Source organism: Paenarthrobacter sp. TA1.8 (assembly GCF_048595705.1).
In the GTDB taxonomy this organism is placed as follows: Bacteria; Actinomycetota; Actinomycetes; order Actinomycetales; family Micrococcaceae; genus Arthrobacter; species Arthrobacter nitroguajacolicus.
In genome coordinates this window covers 4,442,197-4,464,749 of the sequence record NZ_CP184287.1, presented here as the reverse complement: position 1 = coordinate 4,464,749, position 22,553 = coordinate 4,442,197, and the positions used below count along the sequence as shown (strand labels likewise).

Sequence of the window (22,553 nt, the reverse complement as noted above, 5' to 3'; positions counted from 1 at the left end):
TCCACCGATTGGAGAAGGCCCGACGCCGGGTGGCAGCAGACGCTGCTGCCGCCCGCCGTCGTGGTTCCGCTGGCAAAACAGTAGTAAAACAGGACTAGCGGCGACGCCGCGAAGACGTGCCGAAGACCCCACGCATGAGATCGCGGCCAAGCTGTGTTCCCATGGATCGGACCATGCTCTTCAGCCCGCCACCCAGCGCTCCACCGAGGGCGCCGGCGATGTCCCCGAACATGCCGTCCTGAGGGGACGGCTGGGGGGAAGACTGCGGCGCTGGAACCGGCGCAGGCGGTGCAGGGAAAGACTCAGGCGACGAGGACCGGGAGCTGGGACGGCCCAGGATTTCTTCCTCAATACGGCGGGCTTCGGCGTCGATGTCGGCCTGCGAATTACCGGAAGACGACGAGGTAGACGCCGGCACCGGCGGCAGCCCGGGCGCTGCGTCTCCGGTAGGAACGGCTGCTTGGCCATTGAGTTTTTCGTAGGCGGAGAGGTTGTCCACCGCGGTGCCGTACTTGACCAGCAGCGAGGACGCAGCAACCGTGCTGCGAATGAGCTCGTCAGCGCTGGGCCCCATCACCGACTCGGGAGCACGGAGGCGGGTCAAGGCAACGGGGGTGGGTGCGCCCTTCTCGTTCATCACAGTGATGACGGCCTCGCCGATGCCAGCGGAGGTGAGGGTCTCTTCGAGGTCGTAGTCGCTGACAGGGAATGTGGACACCGTGGCCTTCAACGCCTTGGCATCCTCCGGGGTGAAGGCTCGCAGGGCATGCTGCACGCGGTTGGCCAGCTGGCCGAGGACGTCGGCCGGAACATCCTTGGGCGTTTGGGTGACGAAGAAGATGCCCACACCCTTGGAACGGATGAGCCGGACCGTGGTGGTGATGGCTTCGAGGAAGGCCTTGGACGCGCCGTTGAACAGCAGATGCGCCTCGTCCAGGAAGAACACGAGCTTCGGCTTGTCCAAGTCGCCGGCTTCAGGCAGGTCCTCGAACAGGTCCGCCAGGAGCCACATGAGGAACGTGGAGAACAACAGCGGCTTGGTCTGCAGCGTGGGAAGCTCCAAGCAGCTGATGACGCCGCGGCCGTCCGGTGCGGTGCGGAGGAGTTCAGCGGTGTCGAACTCGGGCTCGCCGAAGAACTTCTCCATGCCCTGTGCCTCCAGCGTGACCAGCTCACGCAGGATCACACCGGCTGTGGCCTTGGACAGCCCGCCAAGGTTTGCGAGTTCGGCCTTGCCTTCGTCCGAGGTGAGGAACTGGATGACGGCGCGGAGGTCCTTGAGGTCGATCAGCTCCAGGTTGTTCTTGTCCGCGAAGTGGAAGATCAACTGGAGGCTGGATTCCTGGGTGTCGTTGAGGTCCATGATGCGGGACAGCAGGATGGGGCCGAACGAGGTAATTGTGGCGCGGACGGGGATCCCGTGGCCGTCCCCACCGAGCGAGAGGAACTCAACCGGAAAATTCTTCGCAGACCACTCCTGACCCAGCGCCTCGGTGCGTGCCGTCAGCTTTTCACTGCCAGTGGCCGGCGTTGCCAACCCTGACAGGTCACCCTTGATGTCCGCGAGGAAGACCGGAACACCCGCCGTGCACAGCTGTTCGGCGATCATGTGCAGCGTAACCGTCTTGCCGGTGCCCGTGGCACCGGCAACCAGTCCATGCCGATTCATCATGGCCAGTGGCAAGCGGACCTGTGCCTCTTTGTGGATTTCGCCGTCGACGATCGCGGCACCCAGCTCGATGGTGGCACCTTCCAGGGTGTAGCCCTGCTGGATGGTGGCGAGTTTTTCGGCAGTTGTTGCGGTGGGTTTGTTGGCCATGCGCATAGCTTAGCTGTGCACGGCAAGATCCTTGCTGAAGGCCAGATGCTTGATGTCCTCGGGGTCTGCGGCGAGGTCGAACAGCGCTTTGTAGCCTGTGGCGAGGTAGAGGTTTTTCGCCTCGGGCTGGCGCGGACCGGTGGTCAGGTACAGCTTCCGGTAGCCCCGCCGTCGAGCCTCATTTTCCAGTTCGGCCAGCACCAGTCGCGCCAAACCTCGACGACGATGCGCTGAGTGCGTCCAGATCCGCTTCAGTTCGGCGGTGTGCTGGTCGTATCGGCGGAATGCGCCGCCAGCCACGGACTCGCCGTTCTCCTGAATGATGATCAGTGCCCCGTGCGGAGCTTCGAATTCCTCGGCCGGGTACCTGTTCAGTTCCTCCGCAGCGCCGCCGGTTCCGAACAGGTTGCCGTAGCGCGTTTCGTATTCGACGGCGAGCTCGTCCAGGAGCGGGCGGACGCGGGGATCGCGCATGGGCAGGCTGAGGACGGTAAGGCCCGACGTCGGGAGGGTTGGCGTTGCGGTCATGTCAGGCCTTTCGTAGGTGGAACCCAAGTAGGTAGCAATTAACGTCGTTTTGAGGGCTCATAACGACGTTAACTGCGACTCAGTTGGGTGCGTGGCGGCAACTGTGGACAGGATCCGTCGCGCCAGGGCGTCGTTCTCCCGGAAGGGTGCAGCGTTGGTGTTGGGACGGGCGAACGCCCCTGCGCCCCACCCGGACGTCCACGGGCCCACCGCGAACAGACCCTTCTGAGGAGTATCAACAGGGGACAGGACCTCGTGATTCCCGGAGACCAGGAGTTTGCCGGTGGAGTGGGCACCGTCGGAGGTGAGGAGCCTCTGTTCGGTGCCCCATCCGGCGTCGTGCAGGTCAGTCAGAGCGGGATTCGCTGAACGCTCGACTGAAGCGGCGGGCAGCCGCGCCTCGATGAAAGCGGACGCGTCCACCACCACGGGCGACTGGAACGTCCCGGCCACGAACCTGCCAACAGAGTCGTCAGCACGGACCCACATGCCCGGTCCCAGGAACTTCAGGAGCCCGGCCCTGTGCAGCGCGAGCATCTCGCGAAGCCGATGCGCCGGCGGTCCCGAATCCACGAAACTGAAGAAGCCATGCCACCAACCATGGATGGTCTGCTGGGAGCGCGCGTTGAGCCGCTCCTGGGGGACCAAGCGGCCAAGGTCCATATACACGAACAACAAAGCGGTGAACAGGGCCAGGGTCTCGGAATGGTCGGGGCTGGTCCGGAGGTCAAGGTCGTTCTGGATATAGGCGGCCACGGAGCGCTGGACCGATTCATGGCTGGCGAAGGCGCAGCCGCTCAGCGGGTGGTCCAATTTTTCGAGGTCCAAGCGCAGCGCAGGATCCGGCACGGAAAACGCCACCAGCTCTTCCCGGGCGGCGCTGTACCAATCGACGGCGTCGAACCTCGCCTCGAAGCCGGCCCACGTCCCGAGCACCCGCGACGGGTAGCCGGTGAACAGCTCGCGGTAATACGCGTAGCCTGCATCTTTGGCGATCAACGGCCACAAGTGTGCACGGAAGTCGAGTTCCTGGTGCTCTGCGAGCAGGGCATCAACGGCCTCGGCCGTGAAGTAGCGCGGACGGGCGATCGGCTCGCCGCGCAAAACGGAAGAGATCTTGGAGTGGTACGGCACACCGCGTCGTGACCCGGCCCAGACCCGCGGCTCGGCACCGGACGGCACGTACTCGAGTTCGCCGTCGGACCTTTCTTCAAAGCGGCCGCCGCGGCCTTCGAACAACAGCACCATCAGATCCACAAAGGCGAGGCCCATACCGGAAACAATCACGTCCTGCCCGGGCTCAATGGCGGAGTAGTCCACGTCCGTGGTGTACGACGGCGGCGCATGGAACCCGCCGTGCCGGGCTGCGAACTCACTGAGTCCGGCAGATTCGGGGCCAGGCAAGGAATCGGTGTGGCCCAGAGCGTAAACCACGACGTCGGCAACCACCTCGGTGCCGGAAGCCAGCCGCACGTGGTGCGCACCGTCGTCGGGCTCGCCACCCGACGCAGCTGAAGCACCGCCAGCTGAAGCACCACCGCCCGAAGAGCGCACGACGCCGGTGGCCGTGTCGCGGTGCACTGTCACGGTCACGTCCGGGCCAAGGGCGCTCACGGCCCGGCGGAAGAACCACTCAAGGTACTTGCTCTGCAGTTGCCGGGTGGGGAATGACGCGGGAGTCAGTGCGCGGAGTTGGGCGAGCAGGTGCGGCTCGAAAGCTGGAACGTCCCGGATGCTGCCATCCAGCACCCCCGCAGCCCACGTGGAAAGCCCTGGTCCGTCAATCGAAGGCCCGTCGCAGGCAACCGAGGCATCCGTGAACATGGTGACGTCCGCAGCCGTTGAGTTCAGCAGTAGCCCGGGATCCTGGTCATAGCGCCAGATCCTCCCGGAGCCGGGTTCATGCGGTTCGATGACATGGACATGCAGGGGACCGTGGAACAGTGCGGGACGGTTGGCCGCGAGCCGTTCCAGGACGCCGGCCGTGCGCGGGCCGCCGCCGATGAACGCGATAGCGGGTACTCGTGACGGCATGGGATCTCCTGAAAAGCAGTGATTGGTGATGCCCAATCTAAGGACGAAGCAGGCTGCCGGTCGAGGCGGCGGTAACCGCCGTTCACCACACGTCACGCAGCGTTAAGACGCGCAAAACCACGTCTCATTTAACGGTTCGGGAAGGAAATTGTGACGCTGTGCGAACTCCTGCGAAGCCGCGCGAAGTCCAGTGAAGAAGTGCAAATTCCCGCCTTGCTGCCGGGTTTCGCGCGGCCCTAGATTGGCAGCCATCCGATAGACAACAACCGATCTGAAATGAGGTGGCGCATGAGTGCAATCGCACCGCCTGCCACGGCGGAAACGTCACCGCCCACCCCGGACTACTCCGAGTACAAGCTGGTTCCGGCCCGGCATCCATGGCGATGGGTGGGCACCGTACTGGTAGCTGCCGGCGTCGCAGCCATTGCATGGTCGCTGGTCACCAACCCGCGCTGGGAGTGGGGAGTGGTGGCTGAATGGTTCACGGCCCAGTCGGTGGTCAACGGACTCATTGAGACCCTCAAGCTCACAGCCATTTCCGGTGTCCTTGGCTTCGTCCTCGGGTTCATCCTGGCCCTCATGCGCCTGTCCGCCTCGCCGCTGCTGGTCTCGGTGTCCTGGACGTTCTCCTGGATCTTCCGCTCCACGCCGCTGCTGGTCCAACTCCTGCTTTGGTACAACCTCGGTTACCTGTACGAGAAGATCAGCCTGGGCATCCCTTTCACGGACGTCCGCTTCTTCGAGGCACAGACCACCACGCTCATCAGCCAATTCGCCGCGGCCGTCCTGGGACTCACCCTGAATCAGGCGGCCTACTCCGCCGAAATTATCCGCGGCGGCATCCTCTCCGTGGACCAAGGCCAGCTGGAAGCTGCCTCCGCCTTGGGTATCCCGGCGTGGAAGAGGTCCACCAGGATCGTGCTGCCGCAAGCCATGCGCGCTATCCTGCCCAACGCGTTCAACGAGATCATCGGCCTGGTCAAGGGCACCTCCATTGTGTACGTCCTGGCCTACTCCGAACTTTTCTACACGGTCCAGGTCATCTACAACCGGACCCAGCAAGTGCTTCCGCTGCTGCTCGTCGCCACGCTCTGGTATGTGGTGATCACCTCGGTGCTGAGCGTTTTCCAGTACTACATCGAACGCCACTTCTCCAAGGGCGCCCTGCGGACCCTGCCACTCACACCGTTGCAGAAGGCCCGGAAGTTCTTCACTACCCACGTTGCTTCCACTCCCACCAAGGACGCCCGATGAGCACCATCGCTGCACGCAAAGAATCCACGACGACGGCCCAGGCTGGCGGTTCAGCCGGCGCTCCGGCCGGCACTCCTGCCGGCACGACGGCGGCCCGGCCCGCCTCGGCGGACAAGAAGGCCACCCGCGGTCAGGTTGACATCACCAATGTCCGGAAGTCCTTCGGTGCTACCGAGGTCCTCAAAGGCGTGTCGTTGTCCGTGCCGCCGGGCGGCGTTGCCGTGATCGTCGGACCCTCCGGCTCCGGGAAGTCCACCCTGTTGCGCACCATCAACCACTTGGAAAAAGTCGACGGCGGTTACATCACCATCGACGGCGAACTGGTGGGCTACGAGGTCCGCGGCAACAAGCTTCACGAGCTTCGTGAGAAGGACATCCTCAAGCAGCGCACCCATATTGGCATGGTGTTTCAGAGCTTCAACCTGTTCCCGCACCTCACTGCCTTGGAGAACGTCATAGAGGCGCCCATCGTGGCTCAGAAGCGGTCCAAGGCCGAAGCCCGTAAACGCGGTCTTGAGCTCTTGGACAGAGTGGGCCTGAAGGATCGCGCCGACGCTTACCCTCGACAGCTTTCCGGCGGCCAGCAGCAGCGGGTCGCGATTGCCCGGGCACTGGCACTTGATCCCAAAATCCTGCTTTTCGACGAGCCAACCTCCGCGCTGGACCCGGAGCTCGTCAACGAAGTCCTGGACGTCATCCGTGAACTCGCCAAGTCCGGCACCACGCTCATTGTGGTGACGCACGAGATGGGCTTCGCCAGGGATGTCGCGGACACCGTGGTGTTCATGGACCAGGGCCAGATCGTCGAGTCCGGCACTCCTCAGGAGATCTTCGCCAACCCCCGCGAGGAACGCACCCGCAGTTTCTTCTCCAAAGTCATCGAACCAGCTTTCAACATCTAGGACATCCCATGCTTCGCACTACAAAGACCAAGCTCCTGGCACTCGCTGTACTTCCCGCCGTCGTGCTTCCAGTGCTGGCCGGGTGCTCCGACCCTGGGGCGTCGGCAGCCCAACCGGAGTCCGAGGCTGCCAAGAACGGGATCGTCTACAACACGTCAGTGGACCAGAACCGCATCCGCGCCGAGAAAGACGCTGCTGCGGCGGGAGCCGTTCCCGAAGCCATCGCCAAGGACGGCAAGCTGACCGTTGCCACCACAGCTGGTTCAATCCCGCTGTCCTTCCACGCGACCGACGACAAGACGCCGATCGGTGTCGAAGTGGACATCGCCCAGCTTGTGGCCGACAAACTCGGGCTGGAACTGGATCTTCAGGTGACATCGTGGGAGAACTGGCCCCTGAAGACCCAGTCAGGTGATTTCGAGGCAGTCTTCTCCAACGTAGGCATCAACGCCGCCCGCGTGAAGCTGTTCGATTTCTCCACCTACCGGGCTGCCTACATGGGCTTCGAAGCGAAGAAGAGCTCCACGTACGACATCAAGGGTTCTGAGGACATCTCCGGCTTGAAGATCTCCGTGGGCTCGGGCACCAACCAGGAGAAGATCCTCCTGGCCTGGAACAAGGAACTCGAAGCCAAGGGCAAGGCGCCGGCCACACTGCAGTACTACTCCTCTGACGCCGACACCATCCTGGCGCTCTCCTCGGGCCGCACGGACCTGAACCTGGCACCGTTCCCCTCGGTGACCTACCGGGAGAATACGCGTGACGACCTCAAGGTAGTGGGCAAGGTCAACGCCGGATGGCCTGCAGAAACGCTCGTTGCTGCCACCACCCTCAAGGGCAACGGGCTGGCTCCGGCCATCACCGATGCCCTGAACTCCACCATCAAGGACGGCTCCTACGGCAAGGTCCTGGAACGCTGGGGGCTCTCCGAAGAAGCCATCCCGGAATCCAAGACGGTCACAGAGGCCACGTTCGGGACCGGCAAATGAAGTTCCAAGTCCTGGACATCATTCCCCACGTGAAGAAACCGGTCACGGGGGAGATCGTCTCCACCGCTGACCGATTGAACCAGGTGGTGGAGACGGCGCGCCGTGCCGAGAAACTCGGCTTCGACAGCTTCTCCGTAGGGGAACGCCACGCAGGCGAGTTCGTTTCGTCATCCCCGACGACGGTACTCGCCGCGATTGCCGCCGTGACCAGCCGGATCCGGCTCCAAACCGGTGTCACCGTGCTCTCCGTGCTTGACCCGGTGCGCGTGGCCGAAGATTACGCCACTATCGACCAACTGAGCCGGGGCCGCTTGGAACTGGTGATCGGCAAAGGCAACGAAGTCCTGCAGTACCCGCTCTTCGGGCTGTCCCTGGACGACCAGTGGGACCTCCTGGCCGAGAAGTACGCGCTCCTCCGCACGCTGTGGCGCAAGGAAAGTGTCACTTGGTCCGGCCGCTTCAGGTCACCGCTCACCGAGCCAACCACGACGACGCCCCGCCCCTTTGCGGGGTCGCCGCGGATTTGGCACGGCTCAGCTACAACCCTGACGTCCGCTGCGCTCGCCGCCAAATGGGGTGACCCACTGTTTACGGCCAACGCCATCCAGCCCCGCGGAAACTACAAGGTCTTGATCGACCATTACCGCGAAGAGTACGAGCGTCACGGGCACGATCCGCGACACCAATACCTCGGCGCGGGCAGTGGCGCCGGAGGTGTTTTCATCGCGGACACCACTCAGGAAGCCATCCGTCAGTACGGGCCTGTTTATGAAGGGCTGACCGCCAACCGGAACGTCCCCGGCAACAACTCGCCGTTCAGGGACATCGGGCACGCAGTAGCCGAAGGGCCTGCACTTGTGGGCAGCCCGGAGCAAGTGATCGACAAGATCCTCAGCTACCACTCCCTGTATCAACACGACCTTCAGTCGATCTCCTTGCCCACCACGCTGCCTTTCGAACAGCAGCTGGAGATCCTGGAGCGCTTCGCGCTGGAGGTCATTCCGGCCGTCCGGGCTTCTGCGCCGAGCAGCCTGTGGGAAGCCAGCGATCCCTTTGGCGGCCGACCAGAATTCGCCGGAGCCACCGAACCCGACGCTGCAGCAACCGTCACAGCAGACCACGCCTTCAACAGGAGCGATACCGCCCATGTCTTTGCAAACTAAAAGCGCTACGCACACCGCAACCGCCTTCGAATCCTTTGACGAGGAATGGCAGGAGTGGCACGACGCCCATGAGCGGCACCGTGCCCACCCGCACGGCTTCCTCGCCGTGACCCACCTGCATTGGCTTAGCAACGAGGTCACGCGGCTGGAAGGCGTGCCCGGCAGCTGGAGTGCGGACGACGACGTCGTACGCGTTGTCCTCAAGCCGGGCGAAAGCCTGCAGCAGGACGGCGTTGAACTGAACACCGGCAAGGCAGAAACGCTTGAGTTCGGCCCTATCGAGGAGCGCGGCGGCATCAACTTGGTTTCCGGCGATACCGTAATCGAGGTGGCCAAGCGCGGCGGCGAGTACATCGTGCGGCCACGGAACCCGTCCAACGCTCTCTTGAAGGAATACCAGGGCACACCCGCCTATACACCCAATGCCGCGTTTGCCGTAGCCGGTACGTTCGTCCCGTTCGAGGCTCCGCGCCCAACCACGGTGGGTGCCGCCGTCGAGGGCATCCAACACGTCTACGAAGCTCCCGGCGAGATTCGTTTCAAACTGGCCGGTGAGGAACTGGCGCTGACGGCGTTCGACGGCCACGCACCGGGTTCGCTGTCCGTGCTGTTCACGGACCAAACCTCCGGCAAGACAACCTACGCGGCCAACCGCTCACTCTCCGTGGTGCCCGCCGCCGGCGGCTCCGTGCAGCTCGACTTCAACAGGGCCGTCAACCTGCCGTGCGCCTACACCGACCTTGCCACCTGCCCGTTGCCGCCCGCGGAAAACCGTCTTCCGGTGGCTATCGAAGCGGGCGAGAAGATTCCCTACGAACGTCAGGACCAGCAGTGAGCACCTTCGAAGAGCGCAAGGCCGGATTCCTTGCCATTGAACTCGACGACGCGGGGTATGGGAACATTGCCTCCGCCGTCCTCGCGGCCGAGTCGGCCGGTTTCCACGTGGCAACCTTCAAGGACACGCCGGACGCCGGAAGGGTCAACGCCCTGCAGCGTGCGGCTTTCGCCGGACCAGTGACCCGGACCATCGCCGTGGTCCCCGAGGTGGATACCGTCTATACGGAGCCTTTCCACGTCTCCACTCAGCTCGCGAGCCTGGACTACGTGTCGGGCGGCCGGGCCGGGTGGATCGCGACCGCGGCAGAGTCACCCGAGGCTGCTGCCGCCGTCGGACGCTCTTTTGTCCAGGGCGAGGCGCTGGCACAGGAAGCAGCGGCGTCCATCGAGGTTAGCCGGAGGTTGTGGGACTCCTGGGAGGACGACGCCGTGATCCGTGACGTTGCCACCGGGCGTTATATCGACGTCGACAAGCTGCACTACGCGGACTTCGAAACTCCCGCGGACTTTGCTGGACCGGCCTATTCGGTGAAAGGCCCTTCCATCATTCCCCGGCCGTTGCAGGGTCAGTTGCCCGTGTTGGCCGTGGCATCGCTGGTGGGGGAGGGCTTGGTGCCGGTAGAGGCGGTGGACGCCGTGCTGGTGACCGCGCCGACGCCGGAGCTGCTCGCTGCCGAAATCCGCGACGTGCGGGCGCGGCTTGGTTCCTCGGTAGCGATTGTTGCAGAGCTCGACGTCGTCCTGGACGCGCGTGGGCAGGCTGCGGCTTCGCGTTCCGGAGCCGCAGGGGAGACCGGACAGGCGCGGTTTGTCGGCTCTGCTGCGGGTCTCACCGACCTGCTCGACTCGCTCCTCAGGGAAGCCGACGGCGTTCGAATCCACCCGGCCACCCTGGACGTTGAGCTGGAAGAACTTTCACGGCTTGTGCTCCCGGAGCTGCGCCGCCGAGGTTCACTGCGGGCGCCCATCCAGGACGGCACGTTCCGTAATGTGCTGGGCCTTGCTCCGGCGGAGAACCGCTATTCGACCACTGCCGCGGCTACTGTCGCCGCCGGAAAGTAGGGGAACACCATGACACGCCACATTTTCCAGCCAAGCGGCCAGATTCAGTTTGGAATCTTCTTCCAGGGCGTCAACTCCGGCACCATCTGGAAAGCACCCCAAGCGGGCTCGCAGACGGACTTCGAGTCGTTCCGCCACATCGCCCAGACCGCGGAGCGAGGCAAGTTCGCAGCCTTCTTCCTGGGTGAAGGGCTCCGCCTCCGCGAACATCTTGGGCGTCCCCACGCGCTCGATGTTGTGGGCCGGCCCGACGCCCAGACCATGCTTGCCGCATTGGCAGCAGTCACCAGGAACATCGGCTTGGTGGCTACGCAGAACACCACGTACAACGACCCCGCGGACCTCGCACATCGCTTGTCATCCCTGGACCTGATCTCCGGTGGCCGGGCCGCGTGGAACATCGTCACCACCGACAACGCCTGGACGGGTGCGAACTTCCGCCGCGGTGGCTACCTGGACCATGCTGACCGTTACAAGCATGCAGAAGCGTTCGTGGAAACCGCCAAACGTATCTGGGACTCATGGGAAACCCCCACCGGACCTGCGCGGCGAGTACTTCACGAAGGCCAGCACTACACCGTTGACGTCACTCCGCGCCTGCCGCGTAGCGCCCAGTACCGCCCCGTGCTCTTCCAGGCCGGCGATTCACCGGATGGCCGTGACTTCGCAGCCCGCCAGGCAGACGTGATCTTCTCCGCCCACCCCAAATTCGATGACGCCGTTGAGTTCCGCCGCGACATCGTGACACGCTCCATCGCGGCCGGCCGCGGCGCCAACGCCGTGCAGATCATGCCAGCCAGCGAGTTCATCCTGGGCGCCACCGATCAGGAAGCCCAAGATAAGAAGGCCTGGGTCCGGAGCCTGCAGATCGGCCCGCAGCAGGCCATTGCTTATCTGGAACAGTTCTGGGGCCGCGAACTCTCGTCCTACGATCCCGATGGCCCTCTTCCGGAGATCGATCCCGTTGTGGAGGAAACTTCCGAAACCCGAGGCAGTGGCTTCCATGGTGCCAAGGCCCGCCAGCTTGCTGATCAGTGGAGGGCCGAGGCCAAGGACAAGGGCCTCTCCATCCGCCAGTTCGTTACCTCCAAGACGGCACGCATCGACGCCACTTTTACCGGTTCGTACACGGCGGTGGCCGACCACCTCGCGGAGTACGCCCGGGTGGGCGCCGTGGACGGCTTCAACATCTCGCCGTGGCTCATCCCCACAGGCTTGGACGACATCGTCAACCATCTGGTTCCCGAACTTCAGGAACGCGGCGTCTACCCCACGGAATACCGGGGCACAACGCTGCGCGAAAACCTGGGACTGGAAACTCCGGTGCGGTCCGAAGATTCGGTGCGCGTCGGATGAAGGCAGAACGCCTGTTGAAGAACTTGCTGCGTCGGCTTGGCTTGCAGCCGGGCCCACGCGGGACAGAGCCCGACGGCGGCGGCTCCAGTGCCGCCGTCGTCGACGTTTCGCGCGGAACGGTCAGCTTACAGCTGACGGTGTGGGGGCAGGCGCTTTAGCCGGTGCTAGAGGAGTTCCCGGAACACGTTCCAGCCGCTGCCAACCGGCCCTTGGGGCCCGTAGAGGCCGGTGGTCATGGCGCCCGTGGAATAGAGGACAAGGTCGCCGTTGCCATTGACGGCGGCAAGGTTGTTGTATTTCTGATGGGCGTAACTGCCCAGACCCGCCACATCCTGGAAGTCGTTCCAGCCACCGCCCATGAACGCTTGGGCGCCCCAGCCGCCCTGACCGTCGGCGGAGTACAGCTGAAGGCCACCACTATGGTCCCGGCCGAAGATTTCCACCGTGCCGTCACCGTTCATGTCGCCGCCAGGGATGATCTTGTTCATGACCTGCCAACCCCAACCCACCTTGGACGGGGCGAGCCAACCGCCGTTTCCATTGCCCGGGTACAGGAACAGATCGCCGGCCGCGTTCCGCGCCAGGACGTCGTTGGTGCCGTCGCCATTGAAATCTCCGGGTCCCAGGATCGAGTCGAAGACGTTCCAGCCGGCACCGACCTGCCGGGTTGGAAGCCAGCCGCCGTCGCCATCTCCCGGGTACAGGAATAGCTGGCCGGATGTGTTCCTGGCGAGCAGATCGTTGAATCCGTCGCCATCGAAATCCCCGGGGGAGAAGACGATGTTGAACATGTTCCAGCCCGCCCCCACCTGCCGGGGATCATCCCAGGAACCGAAATAGACCGGGCACGGACCCTCGCACATGCCTTTGTAGTAGGTGTAGGTCCGCGGGTACAGGATGAGCCGGCCATCATGCGTGCGGGCGAGGGGCTCAAAGTTGCCGCGGCCTGTCCACCCCATGGCGCGGCTGGACGCCTTGATGGCTTTGGTCTCTGCGCTCAACTGTGACCCGGTGGGGCAGCCTGGTTCGCCGGGTGTGAGCGGGTAAACCCTCAAGGAGATGCGGCTGCCCTGGTCCTCAGGGAGGACACGCAAGGTTTCACCTTGACGCTCGGCGGGGAGTGGCTGGCCATCGCGCAACCATTCCAAGGTAATCGCGTCCCCGGAACCGTCGGGGTTCCTGCAGCCCCAGTAGTCGTAGTTGTACTGGCGTCTCATTTCAGAACCGACGTAAGGGACGCCGTCGATGTACGGTGTCGGCTGGGACGCTGCGGTGGCTGGGCCGGCCCCGAGCAGCCCGGCCACCGGCAGCCCGGAACCCAAGAATCCCATTGCGATTACGGTCGTGACAGAGCGCCTCAACGAGCGCGATCGAAAGTTCCCCATTTTTCCCCCCCGGAAAGTATCGCGTCGTTGCCGCGTGGTGTGTGCTGAGGCTACCGCACTTCCGTCCGTGAGGTCAGGGGTTGACGGGGGCCACCATGAACACATCGATGAGGTCCTCGGATTCCAGCACGAAGCCGTGACGTTCATACAGGCGACGGGCGGCGCTGCCCTGAAGCACGTTCAAACGGAACGGGCGTTCGTCCAAGGAAGCCGACAATACGTGGTGAAGCACGGCACTGCCCAGGCCTCTGCCCTGATGCGCGGGAGCCACATAGAAGTGTTCGATCCACCGGCTGTCCGGCTCAGGTCGGATAGCGATCACACCTGCATCTACGCCGTCCGAATGAATGACGTACGTATGTTCGGGCTGGAAGCCGTTCAAGAAGCGCTCGCGGACCCGCACAGGATCGAAACGCTGCAACCGCTCAAGGTCCGGGCGCATCACTACAGCGCGCAGTTCGGCAATCCAGGCGGCGTCGGTGGCTACAGAGGGGCGGAGGACAAAGTCAGCGGACATGCCATCAAGCCTATGCCGCCCAGTTCGAGGCCGCCCACGAAAACCATAGGATGAAACCGACGAAAGGTGCAGCCACGATGGTCACACGCGAAGAAGTAGAAGCAGCGTACTCACGGACAGCCGGCTGGGTTCGCCATACGCCGCTGGCCGAGAGTGGCAACCAGGAACCGTACCACCTGTGGTTCAAGTGCGAGTATATGCAGCACACGGGCTCCTTCAAGGCCCGTGGCGCCTTCAATCGCCTGCTCACGGCGAAGGAAAGCGGGGAGCTCAATCCGGAGGTGGGCATCGTGGTGGCTTCCGGTGGCAACGCCGGCCTTGCCAACGCTTACGCCGCAGCCAAGCTGGGAGTCCCTGCAACAGTTTTCGTTCCAGAATCGGCTCCGGCAAACAAGGTCCACAAGCTCTACGCAAGTGGCGCGAAGGTAGTCCAAGGCGGCGCTGAGTACGCAGAGGCTTATGCCGCTGCGATCCGCTTCGCCGACGAGAAGGGCGCGGTGTACTGCCATGCCTATGATCAGCCCGAGATCGTGGCTGGCGCAGGTGGCGTCGGGCTTGAGCTCCTGGACGAACTGCCCGACGTCGATACGATCCTCGTTGCTGTAGGCGGCGGCGGGCTGATGGGCGGCATCGCAGCGGCGGTAGAGGGCAAGGCTCGCGTGGTGGGCGTCGAACCCGAAACGGTTCCCACCCTGCACACCGCGTTGGCCAAGGGCGAGCCAGTGGACGTGGCAGTCTCCGGGATTGCCGCGGACTCCCTCGGAGCCCGGCGGATCGGAGAGATCGGCTTTGGAGTTGCCCGGCGTACGGGTGTCCAAAGCCTGCTGGTCACCGACGAGGATATTGTCCAAGCCCGCAGGGCCCTGTGGGAGACGCACCGCATCGTGGTGGAGCACGGCGCAGCCGCAGCCTACGCCGCGCTGCTGTCCGGCGCCTACACCCCACGAGCGGGCGAAACCGTTGCCGTCATTCTCTGCGGCGCCAACACTGACCCCGCGCACTTCTAGCCGCACCCAAGTAGGTCGCAGCAGTGCGCGTTTTGAGCTCTCAAAACGCGCACTGCTGCGACTCAGTTGGGTCAGCGAGCCTACTTCTTGGGCAGGCCTGCCGGGTTCAGCTCAGACGCCGGAATGGCCTCGGAAGAGAGTCCCCAACGGTCCAGGATCTTGCCGTAGCTGCCGTCCTTGATGAGGGTGTTGAGTGCAGCCTGGGCGGCGACGGCGAGTCCGTTGCCCTTTTGGGTGGTGAAGGCAATTTCGGCCTTCAGCGGCCAGCCGCCTTCGAGCGTGCCCACTTCCTTGGTCTTTCCATCTTTCGCAGCCTTGTACGCCGCGGAAGCATTGGGTCCGAACGTCAGGTCCGCACGGCCTGACTGGAGGGCGAGCTGGGAGGCGGAGTCGTCGTCGTAATACTGGAACTCAACCGGCTTCAAACCGTTTTTCTTGTTCTCCTCGTCCCATCGCACCAGGATGGCTTCCTGGTTGGTGCCCGAGCCGACGATGATGCGCTTCCCGGCCACGTCCTTGGTTTCCTTGATGGTGGAGATGTCCGAGTCGGTCTTGGCGTAGAAGCCCAGGAGGTCATTGCGGTACGTGGCAAAATCGAACTTCTCCTTGCGGGCCTCGGTCACAGTGACGTTGGAGAGGACGGCCTCGTACTTGCCGGATTCGACGCCAAGCGGCCAGTCGGCCCACGCCACGGGCAGCACTTCCACCTGAAGGCCCAGGCTCTCACCCACTGCGTAGGCGATGTCCACTTCGCTGCCAATGAGGGTTTTGTTGTCCGTGGCAAACGTGCTCAACGGCGGAGTGCCGCCGGTGGTCACCACGGTCAGCTTGCCGTCCGCTTTGATGGCGTCCGGAACCAATGCGGCCGCGGCTGAGTCCACAGACACCTTGATGCGGTCCTGCTGCGGGGTCAGGTTGAACTCTTTGGTGCTTGATGAAGCGCTCGACGCCGGGGCGGTCGCCCCCGTTGCGGCCGTCGCCTCGGGATCGGAGCAGGCCGCCAGCCCCAGTAACGCCGCAGCGGCCAGCGCCGCGGTGGCGCCGGTCTTGAGAGCAAAGCGTGCCATTATTTCTCCTTGGATTGCCCGAATCGGGAAGTCTGATGCGTCCTTGTGGCTGCAACTATCCGGCAGCTCCTGGGAAGCGGTCAAAGCGATCTGAAACGCTGGGATACAGGGGTTCACGGCGGTTAATCGGGCGTCGAACGGGGTCACAAAACCGTTCCCTGGAACTTGGGTAACCACAGCGCGACGCAACTCACAGAAATAAGCCGGGTGTCGTCGTCGTTGTCGCTAGAGTGCCCGGCAATCAACCGTGCGGGCACAAAAAACGTACCGAAAGGCCTTTCCTGTGACTGTTCCTCTTTCCATCCTCGACCTGGCAACCATCGGGAAGGGCCAGACGGTGGCGGAAAGCCTCGCGGGCAGCGTGGCCATGGCGCAGAAGGCCGAAGAGTTGGGTTATCGCCGGGTCTGGTACGCCGAGCACCACAACATGTCCGCGATTGCCTCCTCCGCTACCAGTGTGCTGATCGCCCACGTCGCCGCCCACACCAAAACCATCCGCCTGGGTGCCGGTGGCGTCATGCTGCCCAACCACTCGCCGCTGACCATCGCTGAGCAGTTCGGCACGTTGGAGACGCTGCACCCGGGGCGGATCGACCTCGGTCTTGGCCGTGCCCCCGGCAGTGACCAAAACACCATGCGTGCGCTGCGCCGCGACCACACGTCCTCGGACAGGTTCCCGCAGGATGTCCTGGAACTGCAGGGCTACCTCACTGGTCCCACCCGCATCCAAGGTGTTGAAGCGACGCCAGGCAAGGGCACCAACGTGCCGCTGTACATCCTGGGGTCCTCGCTGTTCGGCGCCCAGTTGGCCGCCCAGTTGGGCCTTCCGTACGCTTTCGCTTCGCACTTTGCTCCTGCCGCGCTGCAGGATGCCGTGGCTGTTTATCGCCGTGAATTCCAGCCCTCGGACCAGCTGTCCGAGCCTCACGTGATCGCCGGCGTGAACGTTACCGCCGCGGATTCCAACGCCGAGGCCCAGGCCATTCACCTCGCCGTGAAGCGCGCCCGTGTCTCACTGTTCTTTGGTGGCGGTCGCGAATTCACCGACGACGAAGCAGACATGGTGCTCGATTCCCCGCAGGGCCAGCACATCGCCCAGATGATGAAGTTCTCCGCCGTGGGCACCAAAGATGTGGTGCGCGATTACCTCGACGAGTTCGCGGCGTTCGCTGATGCCGATGAACTGATCGTGGCGCACCAAAGCATTGGCACCGAAGAGCGCCTGCGGTCAGTGGAACTCGTGGCCGAGGTTGCGGGGCTGGTGAGCGCGTAGGGTAGCTCCACTACCCGGAGTGCCCCGCGAATTCGGGTGCCATGGGGTGGCGATCATCCCAGGGAAGTACGGATTCCACGGCTGCGCCGATGTGGAATACGGTCGCGTCATCGAACGGATGTCCCACGATCTGCACCCCTGTGGGAATACCGCAGTCTGCCATGCCGCTGGGAACGGCCAGGACCGGGCATCGATTGGCAATGTTGAACGGCGCAGTCATATGTGCCTGCCAGTAATGGCTGAGGTGTTGGCCGTTGGCGTCGATTCCGTTGAGATAGTCGGCGTCGGCTTCCAGAGCTGGAATAGCCGACGCCGGACACAGCAGCGCGTTGAACCCGGTCATGGCCTCTGCCAACTGCGCCTGCAGGAGGGTTTCGGCGCGCAGCCCATCGACATATCGGTTGGCCTTGGCTGCCGCGCGGGCATCAGCCATGAAGCGCCTGGTGTAGGCGGCGAGCTGCGGCTCGCTACCGGCCGTTTCGTCCTCCATGGCCGGACCCAGCAGATATCCGAAGTGCGTAAACATGGTTCTGCTGATTTCCTCGACAGTCCAAGGGAGGACGATCTCCTCCACCACGGCCCCCGCCGCCGTCAGAGCTTCCGCCATTCGACGGGTGTTGGCCTCGACGTCGGGAGCTACCGGGTAATTGCCCAAGCGTAGGCAAAGCGCGATCCTCAAGCCGGCCACCGCTGCCGGATCCGGAGTTATGGACGAAGTGTCGGCCACTGTGGTGTGATCACCGGGGTGCCGCCCGGACATGATGTTTGCCAGCAATGCCGTGTCTGCCACGGTACGTGCCATGGGCCCATCGCCACGGTAGTGGTCCGCTGACAACGGGGCTAACCCTGGAATCCTTCCATAGGGCGCCTTGTAGCCAACGGTTCCAGTGAACGACGCCGGCAACCGTGTTGATCCAGCGATGTCGGACGCCGTAGCCAGGGGCGCGAACCCGGCAGCCAACGCCGCACCCGAACCTCCCGATGACCCACCGGGGGAGAACTGTTGGTTCCACGGGTTTCGGGTGACACCCCAGAGCGGGCTGTGCGTGACAGTCGCGCAGCTCAATTCCGGCGTGGTGGTTCGGGCATGGATGATCCCGCCGGCCCGTCGAATCCTGTCAATCACAGGATGGTCGGACTCTGCAATGGTGTCCTTCCGCATCACGAGACCTTGGGAAAGCGTGCGGCCTTGGAGCCCGTGCTTTTCCTTTGCGGCCACCGGCAATCCAAGCAGGGGAGTAATGTCCCGGCCGCGGGCATACTGGGTGGCTGCCTTTCGTGCCGCCGGCAGGGCTTCCTCAAAGAGTGTCTCTGTCAGCGCATTGACGCCGCCGTTTACCTCCCCGATGCGGTCGATCACCGCTTGCAGTAGTTCCACCGGAGAGAGCTCACGGCGTCGGAACAGACCCAGGGCCGTACTGGCGTCGAGGTAGTGCAACGCGGTCATGCCAGCTCTCCCTGCACCAGTTCCCGGGCAACACCCGTCAGCATCTGCACGCCCGTCACCATGTCCTCGTCGCTGGTGAATTCGCGCTCGCAGTGGGATACGCCGTCCACGCTCGGGATAAACAACATCACCGACGGAACGGCCGTGTTCATGGCCACGGAATCGTGCCCGGCCATGGTCTGGATGCGGCGGGAAGACAGCCCAAGGTTGGCCGCGATCTTGGCTGATAGTTCCAGCCCGGCTTCCGGGAAACGTCGGATGGGGCGGATATCGAAGTCTTTGACGTTGACTTTGATGTCATGTTCAGCGGCCAGTTTCCCGATGTCGGCCAGCAACCTGGCGCGGGCTGCATTGACGATCTCCGGGTCGCCCGACCTCAAATCCGCCACCAGGTGCACACGACGTGCGACGACGATGGGCGAGTTGGGCTCCAACGTCAGCTGGCCTACGGAAGAGACCAATGCTTCCTCGTCGAAGTCTTTGGTGACCTCGTGGACCATCAGGATGATTTTCGATGCCGCCACCAGGGCATCGTGCCGGTCTGCCATGGCGGTGGCACCAGTGTGGGACTGTTCGCCCAGCACTTCAATGTCCAGCTTCTGCGTGTACCAGCTGCTGTCCACCAAACCGATGCTGATTCCTTCCCGTTCCAGGATGCGGCCCTGCTCTATATGGATTTCCGCATAGCCCGCGGCCTTCGGTCCCGCGTCCGTGCCCAGGTAACCAATGCCTTCCAACGCCTCACGGACTGAGATGCCCTGGAGATCTTTGACGGACAACATCTGTTCACGGTCAAACAGCCCCGTGAAAACGGAACTTCCCATGACGGATGGTGCGAACCTGCCGCCTTCCTCGTTGAACCAGTTGACGACGGCCAGGTTGAAGCGGGGCGCAGTGCCGGCCGCCCTGACTTCGAGGTCAATGGCCCTGGCTGCGTGCAGGGCGGCAATCACACCGTAGGCGCCGTCGAACCGGCCACCCAACGGCTGGCTGTCCAGATGGGAACCGATCAGGATGAAGGGCGCCCCGGGCGTCCACTCAAGCAGCCCGAACATATTGCCGATGCCATCCACCTGAAGCTGCCATCCGGCGTCGTGAATCCACTGCCCAAACCAGGCGCGGGTCTTGGCATCATCCGGCGTTGCGGCTTGGCGGTCGACGCCGTTGTTGGCTGTGGCGCCGATGGTGGCCACATGGTGGAAGTCCTGAAGGAAAGCGGAGGAAGTCATGGGGGTCCTTAGAGTGCTTGGAAGTGCAGTGGGTGCGGTGGGTCTCAGCCCATGCGGCCGCGGGTCTCAGGCACCTTGGTGAAGAGGATCAGGAGAAGTACGACGGCGGCAGCTGCCGCCATGTAGAGGCCTGGCGCATGCGGTACCCCGGTAGCGCCTACCAGTGCGGTGCCGATCAGTGGAGCGGTGCCGCCGAAGATCGCGTAGGCGCCGTTGTAACTGACAGCTGCCGAGGTGAAGCGTGTCTTGGTGGTGAAGATTTCGACGAAGAACGTGTAGCAGCCGCCACCGTAGATGCAGAGTGCCACCACGAAGATTGATTGGCCGAGCAGTGCAAGGGGCAGGCTGCCGCTGGTCACGAGCATGAAGCTCGGGATGGACAGCAAAGCCAGGGCAGCGGAACCGGCGATCAACATTGGCTTGCGGCCGAAACGATCCCCGAGTCGCCCGCCGATCGGCAGGAGTACGGCATAGAGTGCCAGTGCCGCGGCGTTGACCATCAATGACTGCTCGCGGCTTAGTTTTCCTGTCGTCTGGACATAGGAGACGAAGTAGGCGGAGAGAAAGTAAAAGCCCATTGCTGTCAGGCCCATCACGAAGACGACCTGCAACATGCGGAGCTTGTTTTCGCGGAAGGCCTCGCGGATGGGGCTGAATTCCTTGGTCTGCCCGTCCTGTGCCTTCTTGAAGACATCGCTTTCTTCGGTGCGGCTACGGATCCACACTCCGAACAAGGCAAGGGGAAGGGCGAGCAGGAACGGCAAGCGCCAGCCCCATTCCATGAATGCCGAATTGGGCATGGATTGGCTGAGGATCAGGATCATGGAGCCCGCCACCACCGATGGCAGCGCCGTTGCTGCGATGGTGATGTTGAGCCAGAAACCACGTTTGCTGACGGGCGCATGTTCGAACACGAAGGACGGCGCACCAACGGATTCGCCACCCGCGGAGAATCCTTGGATCAGCCGGCAGAGAACCAGGAGGGCCGGTGCCCAAGCTCCGATTTGGGCGTATGTGGGGAGCAGCCCCATGAGGGCCGTGGCTCCGCCGATCGCGATGAGGGTGATGGTGAGGACCCGGCGCCGACCGATCCGGTCACCCAGTGCGCCGAAGAACAGGCCGCCGAGGGGGCGGACCACGAAAGCTACGCCGAACGTGGCGAACGTGGCCAGCATTGCTGTCAGCGGGTTGCTGCCCGGGAAGAAGAGTTGAGAGAACACCACAGCCGTGAGGCCGTAGAGGGTGAAGTCGTAGAACTCGATGAACTGGCCGACGCTGCCGCCAGCCAGGACACGCTTCTGCATGGTTGTGGACTTGTGGTGGGGCTGGACATTGCCGGCGGTGGTGGGCGTTGAGCGTGCCGGATCCTGGGCCGATTCTTGCTCGGCGAGCTTATTGAGGGTCATGACTGCCACGCTAGGGTGTTCAGATTTCCTGCTGCCGATTCGGTGTTTCGGCTGTGGGAAATGATTTCGGCGAATATTGCTTCGTTGTTGCGGATGGGTCCGTGGGCCGAAACCACACGGACACTTTCTACGCTGTTCTGAACCATCGAATCTCCTCTGATCAAGATGGCAAACGGAGGTCCAGCTGAGGTGACGTTTACTGCAACGGCGGGCACTTTGGGGTATTTACCCAGTAGTGCAGAAGCTGGACTGGTTCAACCTTCGGTGACGCGGATCACATCTGTCCAATTGATTGTTTTTGATTCTGCGATCGACTTATTCGATAACCCAGTTGTGGGGACCTAGTCCCGGACGGCGCCGTACAACTTCAGGCAGGTCTCTTCGAAGGCCAACACCCGTTGGGTGGCCTGGACTCCTTCCGGCCGGACCAACATCACCTCGATCGGCGGGAAAGCATCCGTCAATGCCAGAGGGACTACCTTTCCACCTGAGTAGGTGACGTCACTGTGCAGCCGCTGATTGAGGATGGCATAGCCGTGGCCCTTGGCAACGAACGAGCGTACGGTCTCATAACCTGCGAATCGGTGCCGGACATTCTGGACTACTCCGGCCATGGCATAGAGCTGCTCGTAGTACTCCCGGCTATGCGGAAGGTCCAGCACTACGGAAGGCTCGCCATTGAGCTCCATCAGCGAGATTTCACGTTCCGGGCGGCCCGCCGCCGGGTGCCCCTCGTGGACCAGGATGTGTGGCGGAACCCGCTCCACCACTTTGTACGCGAAACCCTTGCCAAGGCCCAGGCCGTAGGTGAGGGCGACATCGCAACGGCCATCCATCAGTGCGTCCTGCAACGTAGCCAGATCCGCCTCCAGAATGGAAACCTCGACGCCGGGATGCCGGCTTTCGAACGTCTGCAGGATGGCAGGAAGGCGGAAAGGCGCCAGCGGGGCGAAGACGCCAACTTTCAGCTCGCCAACCAGCGTGGTGGACAGGCCTCGCGCGGACTCATACAGCGAATCTGCCTGCTCAAGGAAGGACTTGATGTCTTTGGCGAATTGCCGGCCGCTCTGTGTCAGTCGAAGGCCCCGGGACTTATGGCGAACGAACAGCTGCGTGGCCAGGCTCGTTTCCAACTGGGCCATCGCCGCGGATAGCGCAGACTGCGTCACCATCAGTCGCTGGGCCGCTGCCGTCATGTTCTCGAGTTCCGCCACCACGGCGAAGTACCGCAGCTGCGTGAGGGTGAAGGGTTTTGCCATCCGTCCATGGTCGCACTTA

Annotated in this window: 19 protein-coding genes; 9 read left to right on the top strand and 10 right to left on the bottom strand. The window is 63.4% G+C overall.

Translation table 11 applies throughout. The features are described 5' to 3' along the window. Positions 1–94 precede the first annotated feature (94 nt). The 3 genes from ACNAOT_RS20775 to ACNAOT_RS20765 are packed head-to-tail and all read right to left on the bottom strand — an operon-like array spanning position 95 to position 4,381. Complete coding sequence (locus ACNAOT_RS20775; protein ID WP_420179226.1) at positions 95–1,825, bottom strand: helicase HerA-like domain-containing protein; 1,731 nt, start codon at positions 1,823–1,825, stop codon at positions 95–97. A gap of 3 nt (positions 1,826–1,828) precedes the next feature. Further along, positions 1,829–2,347 carry a GNAT family N-acetyltransferase gene (locus tag ACNAOT_RS20770; protein ID WP_178995712.1) on the bottom strand — a complete coding sequence of 173 codons (519 nt, stop codon included), beginning with the start codon at positions 2,345–2,347 and terminating at the stop codon, positions 1,829–1,831. Between the two features lie 57 nt (positions 2,348–2,404). After that, positions 2,405–4,381 (bottom strand): FAD/NAD(P)-binding protein, encoded by a 1,977-nt coding sequence (locus tag ACNAOT_RS20765; protein WP_364308856.1) that lies wholly within the window; start codon positions 4,379–4,381, stop codon positions 2,405–2,407. Positions 4,382–4,669: 288 nt separating this feature from the next. Between ACNAOT_RS20765 and ACNAOT_RS20760 the strand changes: the two genes are divergently transcribed. The 7 genes from ACNAOT_RS20760 to ACNAOT_RS20730 are packed head-to-tail and all read left to right on the top strand — an operon-like array spanning position 4,670 to position 11,944. After that, positions 4,670–5,635, top strand: a complete 966-nt coding sequence (locus ACNAOT_RS20760; protein WP_208295833.1) for an amino acid ABC transporter permease — start codon at positions 4,670–4,672, stop codon at positions 5,633–5,635. Further along, a complete protein-coding gene (locus ACNAOT_RS20755) occupies positions 5,632–6,537 on the top strand; it encodes an amino acid ABC transporter ATP-binding protein (protein ID WP_420179225.1) in 906 nt (301 codons plus the stop codon). The genes ACNAOT_RS20760 and ACNAOT_RS20755 overlap by 4 nt, the downstream gene beginning before the upstream one ends. A gap of 8 nt (positions 6,538–6,545) precedes the next feature. After that, the gene (locus ACNAOT_RS20750; protein ID WP_420179224.1) at positions 6,546–7,526 is read left to right on the top strand and encodes an ABC transporter substrate-binding protein; all 981 of its coding nucleotides are present in this window, start codon (positions 6,546–6,548) and stop codon (positions 7,524–7,526) included. After that, positions 7,523–8,689: an LLM class flavin-dependent oxidoreductase gene (locus ACNAOT_RS20745; RefSeq protein WP_420179223.1), complete on the top strand. Its 1,167-nt coding sequence runs from the start codon at positions 7,523–7,525 to the stop codon at positions 8,687–8,689. Before ACNAOT_RS20750 ends, ACNAOT_RS20745 begins: the two co-directional genes overlap by 4 nt. After that, complete coding sequence (locus tag ACNAOT_RS20740) at positions 8,673–9,524, top strand: DUF1684 domain-containing protein (RefSeq protein ID WP_420179222.1); 852 nt, start codon at positions 8,673–8,675, stop codon at positions 9,522–9,524. The genes ACNAOT_RS20745 and ACNAOT_RS20740 overlap by 17 nt, the downstream gene beginning before the upstream one ends. Then, complete coding sequence (locus ACNAOT_RS20735; RefSeq protein WP_420179221.1) at positions 9,521–10,588, top strand: LLM class flavin-dependent oxidoreductase; 1,068 nt, start codon at positions 9,521–9,523, stop codon at positions 10,586–10,588. Before ACNAOT_RS20740 ends, ACNAOT_RS20735 begins: the two co-directional genes overlap by 4 nt. 9 nt (positions 10,589–10,597) lie before the next feature. Next, positions 10,598–11,944: an NtaA/DmoA family FMN-dependent monooxygenase gene (locus tag ACNAOT_RS20730; protein ID WP_091469728.1), complete on the top strand. Its 1,347-nt coding sequence runs from the start codon at positions 10,598–10,600 to the stop codon at positions 11,942–11,944. 164 nt (positions 11,945–12,108) lie between these two features. On the opposite strand, the gene ACNAOT_RS20725 is transcribed toward ACNAOT_RS20730, so the two are convergent. Together ACNAOT_RS20725 and ACNAOT_RS20720 are read right to left on the bottom strand one after the other, a co-directional pair. Further along, a complete protein-coding gene (locus ACNAOT_RS20725; RefSeq protein ID WP_420179220.1) occupies positions 12,109–13,329 on the bottom strand; it encodes an FG-GAP repeat domain-containing protein in 1,221 nt (406 codons plus the stop codon). A 73-nt stretch (positions 13,330–13,402) separates the two neighbouring features. Further along, a complete protein-coding gene (locus ACNAOT_RS20720; RefSeq protein WP_420179219.1) occupies positions 13,403–13,846 on the bottom strand; it encodes a GNAT family N-acetyltransferase in 444 nt (147 codons plus the stop codon). Positions 13,847–13,923: 77 nt separating this feature from the next. On the opposite strand from ACNAOT_RS20720, the gene ACNAOT_RS20715 reads away from it, so the two are divergent. Continuing rightward, complete coding sequence (locus tag ACNAOT_RS20715) at positions 13,924–14,853, top strand: threonine/serine dehydratase (RefSeq protein ID WP_420179218.1); 930 nt, start codon at positions 13,924–13,926, stop codon at positions 14,851–14,853. Positions 14,854–14,933: 80 nt separating this feature from the next. On the opposite strand, the gene ACNAOT_RS20710 is transcribed toward ACNAOT_RS20715, so the two are convergent. Further along, on the bottom strand, positions 14,934–15,920 hold the full coding sequence (locus ACNAOT_RS20710; protein WP_420179217.1) for an ABC transporter substrate-binding protein: 987 nt from the start codon (positions 15,918–15,920) through the stop codon (positions 14,934–14,936). A gap of 283 nt (positions 15,921–16,203) precedes the next feature. Between ACNAOT_RS20710 and ACNAOT_RS20705 the strand changes: the two genes are divergently transcribed. Then, the gene (locus tag ACNAOT_RS20705; RefSeq protein ID WP_026005610.1) at positions 16,204–17,193 is read left to right on the top strand and encodes an LLM class flavin-dependent oxidoreductase; all 990 of its coding nucleotides are present in this window, start codon (positions 16,204–16,206) and stop codon (positions 17,191–17,193) included. A 10-nt stretch (positions 17,194–17,203) separates the two neighbouring features. Here the strand turns inward: ACNAOT_RS20705 and ACNAOT_RS20700 are convergent, their stop codons facing one another. The 4 genes from ACNAOT_RS20700 to ACNAOT_RS20685 all read right to left on the bottom strand — a co-directional run bounded on the left by ACNAOT_RS20700 (position 17,204) and on the right by ACNAOT_RS20685 (position 22,534). After that, entirely contained in the window at positions 17,204–18,640 is a 1,437-nt protein-coding gene (locus ACNAOT_RS20700; protein WP_420179216.1) for an amidase, read from the bottom strand. After that, complete coding sequence (locus ACNAOT_RS20695) at positions 18,637–19,869, bottom strand: M20 family metallo-hydrolase (protein ID WP_420179215.1); 1,233 nt, start codon at positions 19,867–19,869, stop codon at positions 18,637–18,639. The genes ACNAOT_RS20700 and ACNAOT_RS20695 overlap by 4 nt, the downstream gene beginning before the upstream one ends. Before the next feature lie 44 nt (positions 19,870–19,913). Beyond that, complete coding sequence (locus ACNAOT_RS20690; protein WP_364308880.1) at positions 19,914–21,275, bottom strand: MFS transporter; 1,362 nt, start codon at positions 21,273–21,275, stop codon at positions 19,914–19,916. Between the two features lie 341 nt (positions 21,276–21,616). Further along, positions 21,617–22,534 (bottom strand): LysR family transcriptional regulator, encoded by a 918-nt coding sequence (locus ACNAOT_RS20685; protein ID WP_420179214.1) that lies wholly within the window; start codon positions 22,532–22,534, stop codon positions 21,617–21,619. Positions 22,535–22,553 lie beyond the last annotated feature (19 nt).

Bases quoted from the DNA above. Each gene is read 5' to 3' on its own strand.
- ACNAOT_RS20775 (WP_420179226.1), bottom strand. From the start codon at position 1,825: ATGCGCATGGCCAACAAACCCACCGCAACAACTGCCGAAAAACTCGCC.
- ACNAOT_RS20770 (WP_178995712.1), bottom strand. From the start codon at position 2,347: ATGACCGCAACGCCAACCCTCCCGACGTCGGGCCTTACCGTCCTCAGC.
- ACNAOT_RS20765 (WP_364308856.1), bottom strand. From the start codon at position 4,381: ATGCCGTCACGAGTACCCGCTATCGCGTTCATCGGCGGCGGCCCGCGC.
- ACNAOT_RS20760 (WP_208295833.1), top strand. From the start codon at position 4,670: ATGAGTGCAATCGCACCGCCTGCCACGGCGGAAACGTCACCGCCCACC.
- ACNAOT_RS20755 (WP_420179225.1), top strand. From the start codon at position 5,632: ATGAGCACCATCGCTGCACGCAAAGAATCCACGACGACGGCCCAGGCT.
- ACNAOT_RS20750 (WP_420179224.1), top strand. From the start codon at position 6,546: ATGCTTCGCACTACAAAGACCAAGCTCCTGGCACTCGCTGTACTTCCC.
- ACNAOT_RS20745 (WP_420179223.1), top strand. From the start codon at position 7,523: ATGAAGTTCCAAGTCCTGGACATCATTCCCCACGTGAAGAAACCGGTC.
- ACNAOT_RS20740 (WP_420179222.1), top strand. From the start codon at position 8,673: ATGTCTTTGCAAACTAAAAGCGCTACGCACACCGCAACCGCCTTCGAA.
- ACNAOT_RS20730 (WP_091469728.1), top strand. From the start codon at position 10,598: ATGACACGCCACATTTTCCAGCCAAGCGGCCAGATTCAGTTTGGAATC.
- ACNAOT_RS20725 (WP_420179220.1), bottom strand. From the start codon at position 13,329: ATGGGGAACTTTCGATCGCGCTCGTTGAGGCGCTCTGTCACGACCGTA.
- ACNAOT_RS20720 (WP_420179219.1), bottom strand. From the start codon at position 13,846: ATGTCCGCTGACTTTGTCCTCCGCCCCTCTGTAGCCACCGACGCCGCC.
- ACNAOT_RS20715 (WP_420179218.1), top strand. From the start codon at position 13,924: ATGGTCACACGCGAAGAAGTAGAAGCAGCGTACTCACGGACAGCCGGC.
- ACNAOT_RS20710 (WP_420179217.1), bottom strand. From the start codon at position 15,920: ATGGCACGCTTTGCTCTCAAGACCGGCGCCACCGCGGCGCTGGCCGCT.
- ACNAOT_RS20700 (WP_420179216.1), bottom strand. From the start codon at position 18,640: ATGACCGCGTTGCACTACCTCGACGCCAGTACGGCCCTGGGTCTGTTC.
- ACNAOT_RS20695 (WP_420179215.1), bottom strand. From the start codon at position 19,869: ATGACTTCCTCCGCTTTCCTTCAGGACTTCCACCATGTGGCCACCATC.
- ACNAOT_RS20690 (WP_364308880.1), bottom strand. From the start codon at position 21,275: ATGACCCTCAATAAGCTCGCCGAGCAAGAATCGGCCCAGGATCCGGCA.
- ACNAOT_RS20685 (WP_420179214.1), bottom strand. From the start codon at position 22,534: ATGGCAAAACCCTTCACCCTCACGCAGCTGCGGTACTTCGCCGTGGTG.